The organism is Natronospira sp., from assembly GCF_007134575.1.
GTDB lineage: Bacteria > Pseudomonadota > Gammaproteobacteria > Natronospirales > Natronospiraceae > Natronospira > Natronospira elongata.
On sequence record NZ_SLKM01000236.1, the window covers coordinates 1 to 3,853 of the forward strand.

The following is a 3,853-nucleotide window of genomic DNA, read 5'->3' on the forward strand; positions in this document are numbered from 1 at the left end:
GAGGACGCCGGTGACCAGGAACTGGGATTCGGGGAATTTCTCGGCCAGCAGGCCCATGAAGGGAATGCTGCCACCCATGCCCATGTACATGGCGTCCTTGCCGAAATGGCGGTTGGAGGCGGCCTGCATGGCCTCGTCCAGCCAGTCGGCGATGGCCGGGGCGTTCCAGCCGTTCTGGGGTGAATCGATGCTGAATTCCACCTTAGCGCCGTAGGGCGGGTCGGTCTCCACGGCCTTCTTGACCGCTTCGCCGGCCTTTTGGGCGTCACAGGTGGGCGGCAGGCGGAAGCTCAGCTTGACCGCCGTGTAGGGTCGCAGCACATTGCCGGCATTGGCGAAATCCGGGATGCCGTCGACCCCGGTGACCGACAGGGTAGGCCGCCAGGAATTATTCAGCAGCAGTTCAAGTGGCTTATCAGAAACTGGCTCCATCTCTTTGGAAGAAAAGGGATATTTCCTTGCGATGGACTCGCCCAGCACGTCCGCGGCGGCCTGGGCCTGGTCCAGGCGCTCCGCCGGGACCTCCACCTTGAGCTCCTCCAGCCGCATCTCGCCGGTAGCCGGGTCTTCAACCCGGTCGAGCACTTCACGCAGGACCCGGAAGCTGGAGGGCACGATGCCGCTGGCACTACCCGAGTGTACGCCTTCCTCAAGCACATCCACCCGCAGGGTGCCGACCAGGTTCCCGCGCAGGGAGGTGGTGGTCCAGAGCTGTTCGTAGTTGCCACACTCGGCGTCCAGGCAGACCACCATGTCCGGATTGCCGATCCGATCCTTCAGGTGATCGATATAGGGGGGCAGGTCATAGCTGCCGGACTCCTCGCAGGTCTCGATCAGCAGCACGCAGCGGGCGTGGGGAATGCCCTGTTTCTGCAGGGCGGCAATAGCGGTCAGTGAGCCGTAGACCGCATAGCCGTCGTCGGCGCCACCCCGGCCGTAGAGCTTGCCGTCGCGAATCACCGGCTTCCAGGGGCCCAGCGTCGGCTCCCAGCCGGTGAATTCCGGTTGCTTGTCCAGATGCCCGTAGAGCACCACGGTGCCGGGTTTCTGGCCCTCGATCTCGATGAACAGCAGGGGCGTGCGGCCCTCGAGTTTGACCACCTCCACCGACATGCCGTCCACCGGCTGCTTTCGGCACCAGGCCTCGGCATGCTTCACCGCTTCATCGATGTAGCCGTGCTTCTCCCAGTCGGCGTCAAAGTCGGGAGACTTGGCCGGAATCTTGATGTACTCCTCAAGCTCCGGAATGATCTCCTCATCCCACTTGCCGTTCACAAACTGCTGCAGGGCCTTGCTATCCATATTCGCGCTCTCTGTATTTTGACGGTGATACGGTCATACGGTTAGGGGTGAGGGGTCAGGAGTTAGGGGAGTACGGCTCCTCACCCCTCACCCCTCACCCCTCACCCGAAGCTCAGGCCAGCCGAAAGAAGCGCTCGGCATTCGCCGTCGTCTGGCGTGCCAGGGTTTCGGGGTCCACGTTGCGGCATTCTGCCACGCGAGCCAGCACATGGGGCAGCCATTTGGGCTCATTGCGCCGGGTCGAAGGCTTGGGTTTCAGATCCCGTGGCAGCAGATAGGGCGCGTCGGTTTCGATCATGATGCGATCATCCGGGATCTGGTGGACGATGTCGCGCAGGTGCGTCCCGCGGCGCTCATCGCAGATCCAACCGGTGATCCCCACATACAGGTCCCGTTCCAGGTAGTGCGCCAATTCCTCGCCGCTGCCGGTGAAGCAGTGCACCACGGCGCTCGACAGCCGCGGCAGGTATTCGTCGAGGATGGCAAGAAAATCCTCATGGGCATCGCGCTGGTGCAGAAAGACCGGATAGCCAATCTCGCAGGCAATCTCCAGCTGGGCCCGGAAGGCCTGTTGCTGGTCTGCCGGTTCGGAGAAGTTCCGGAAGTAGTCCAGGCCGCATTCACCCACGGCCACGCATTTCTCCGAGGCCAGGAAGCCGCGCAGAATGCCGTTGGTTTCATCCACATAATGCTTGGCCATATGGGGATGCACACCGGCGGTGCTCCAGAAGCGATCGGGCCATTGTTCAGCCAGGGCCAGGGCCTGACGGCTGCCCTTGACGCTGGCCCCGGTGAGGATCATGCGGCTGACACCGGCTTCGTCGGCGGCCTGGATGACCGCATCCCGGTCATGATCGAAGCTGTCGTGGCTCAGATTGGCGCCAATATCGATGAGGGGGGCGGGGGATTTCTCCAGGGCGGTCATGCAGGCTCCTCGTCGCTGCGGTAATCAGATGGATCTCCGATGGAGGCGCAATTCTGCGCAAGATGGGCCCGCTTCTCAAGCGGCGGCCGGGTCCTGGCGGTAAAACAGGCGTAGCTGTTCGTAAAGGTCCGGCCAGGCATCCCGGATTCGGCGGGGCGACTCGAAGAAGGTCTCGCTGGCCACGGAGAAGAATTCGCCGGGGTTCTCCAGGGCGTAGGGATCCAGGGGCAGGGGCGCTTCCTCCTCCACTCGGGCCTCCAGATCCTCCCAGGCGTCGGTAAAGGCCCGGGTCCAGGCCTCCGGGTCCATGCCCCGATGCAGGGGCGGGGAGCCGTTGGGACCGTCACTGAGCATGTCCAGCTTGTGGGCCAGCTCGTGAATGACCACGTTGTAGGCGGCGTCCGGGTCGGCGGCCATGACATCGTTCCAGGACAGGATGACCGGGCCCTGGAGCCAGGCTTCGCCGCTCAGGGGGTGGCGGTCGCGATGAACAACGCCGAAATCATCCTCATATTCCTGGGTGGGAACAAACTCGGCCGGGTAGAGAATGATGGAGTACCAGCCGTCATACCAGTCCAGGCCAAGCTCCAGAATGGGCACGGCGGCCATGGTGGCAATGCGCAGTTGCATGGCATCGGTAACCATCAGGCCACCGCCGGCTTCAAAGCGTTTGCGCAGCAGGAATCGCAGACTCAGTTCCCGGAGCCTTTCGCGGGCCTCTCCCTGGTAACGCCGCATCACATGCCAGTCGGCAGTCGCCGATTCCCACTGGGCCGGCGTAACGGGGAGGGCTTGAAGTCGGCGTTTTTCACGCCAGTTTCTGATCAGATTAAACATGTGGAATTTTCTGTGTAATCCTTCCATAGTAAGGGTGTGCTAGGCTTCGCGCAAAAGCACCCCCCGATAACCATTCTGGAGGTCCCATGAAAGCGGATGATTTCGATAGCGAGGACATAAGGGAACACGTCAAGTCGCGGGCCACCTGGCTGCGCTTGCTCTACATGGTGATCTTTCTGTTCTTTGCCTGGGTCGCCAGCTTTGTATTCGGTGTGATCATTCTGGTGCTTTTCCTGTGGCAGTTGTTTGCCGGCCAGCCCAACGAACAGTTGCGTGCATTCGGTCAGAGTATGAGCACCTGGGGGTATCAGGTCCTGTGCTTTTTGAGTTTCAACAGCGAGGACCTGCCGTTTCCCTTCGATAAGTGGCCCAGTGGTCCGGTGGGCAAGGCCGGGGCCAGTCGCGGCAGCAAGAAGACCACCCGCAAGAAGGCGGCCAAGAAAAAGACTGCCAAAAGCAGTGGTGGCAGCAGCACGACGACGGGCTCTGCCGGTGACAGCGGGAGTCAGAGTTGATGCTGGAGGCCTGGGGGCTGGTACTGGCCAGCCTCCTGATGGCCCTGGCCTGGCTGCCGGCCTCGGTGGCCAAGAAGGAGACCTTCGGCGTGCGCTGGCTGGCCTCCAACCGGGAAACGGAGGGCCTGCCGCCCTTGCAGCCCTGGGGTGAGCGGGCAGTGCGCGCCCACAATAACCTCAAGGAAAACTTCCCCGCCTGGGCCGCGCTGCTGTTGCTGATAATTGCCCTGGACTGGCAGAACACGGTCACCGCCTGGGCAGCCCTGTTGTTCCC

At 62.5% G+C, this 3,853-nt stretch carries 5 protein-coding genes; 2 read left to right on the forward strand and 3 right to left on the reverse strand.

The features are described 5' to 3' along the window. The 3 genes from ACJWXQ_RS09340 to ACJWXQ_RS09350 all read right to left on the reverse strand — a co-directional run. The coding region (locus ACJWXQ_RS09340; protein WP_406672665.1) for a M20/M25/M40 family metallo-hydrolase at positions 1–1,302 on the reverse strand (1,302 nt) is incomplete at its 3' end. Between the two features lie 112 nt (positions 1,303–1,414). Then, the gene (locus ACJWXQ_RS09345) at positions 1,415–2,227 is read right to left on the reverse strand and encodes a TatD family hydrolase (protein ID WP_346051165.1); all 813 of its coding nucleotides are present in this window, start codon (positions 2,225–2,227) and stop codon (positions 1,415–1,417) included. Between the two features lie 75 nt (positions 2,228–2,302). Further along, a complete protein-coding gene (locus tag ACJWXQ_RS09350; RefSeq protein WP_406672666.1) occupies positions 2,303–3,064 on the reverse strand; it encodes a zinc-dependent peptidase in 762 nt (253 codons plus the stop codon). Positions 3,065–3,150: 86 nt separating this feature from the next. Here ACJWXQ_RS09350 and ACJWXQ_RS09355 point away from each other — a divergent pair, with 86 nt between their 5' ends. Next, positions 3,151–3,579 (forward strand): DUF4389 domain-containing protein, encoded by a 429-nt coding sequence (locus ACJWXQ_RS09355; protein ID WP_346051167.1) that lies wholly within the window; start codon positions 3,151–3,153, stop codon positions 3,577–3,579. After that, the coding region (locus tag ACJWXQ_RS09360) for an MAPEG family protein (RefSeq protein WP_406672667.1) at positions 3,579–3,853 on the forward strand (275 nt) is incomplete at its 3' end. The genes ACJWXQ_RS09355 and ACJWXQ_RS09360, both read left to right, overlap by 1 nt.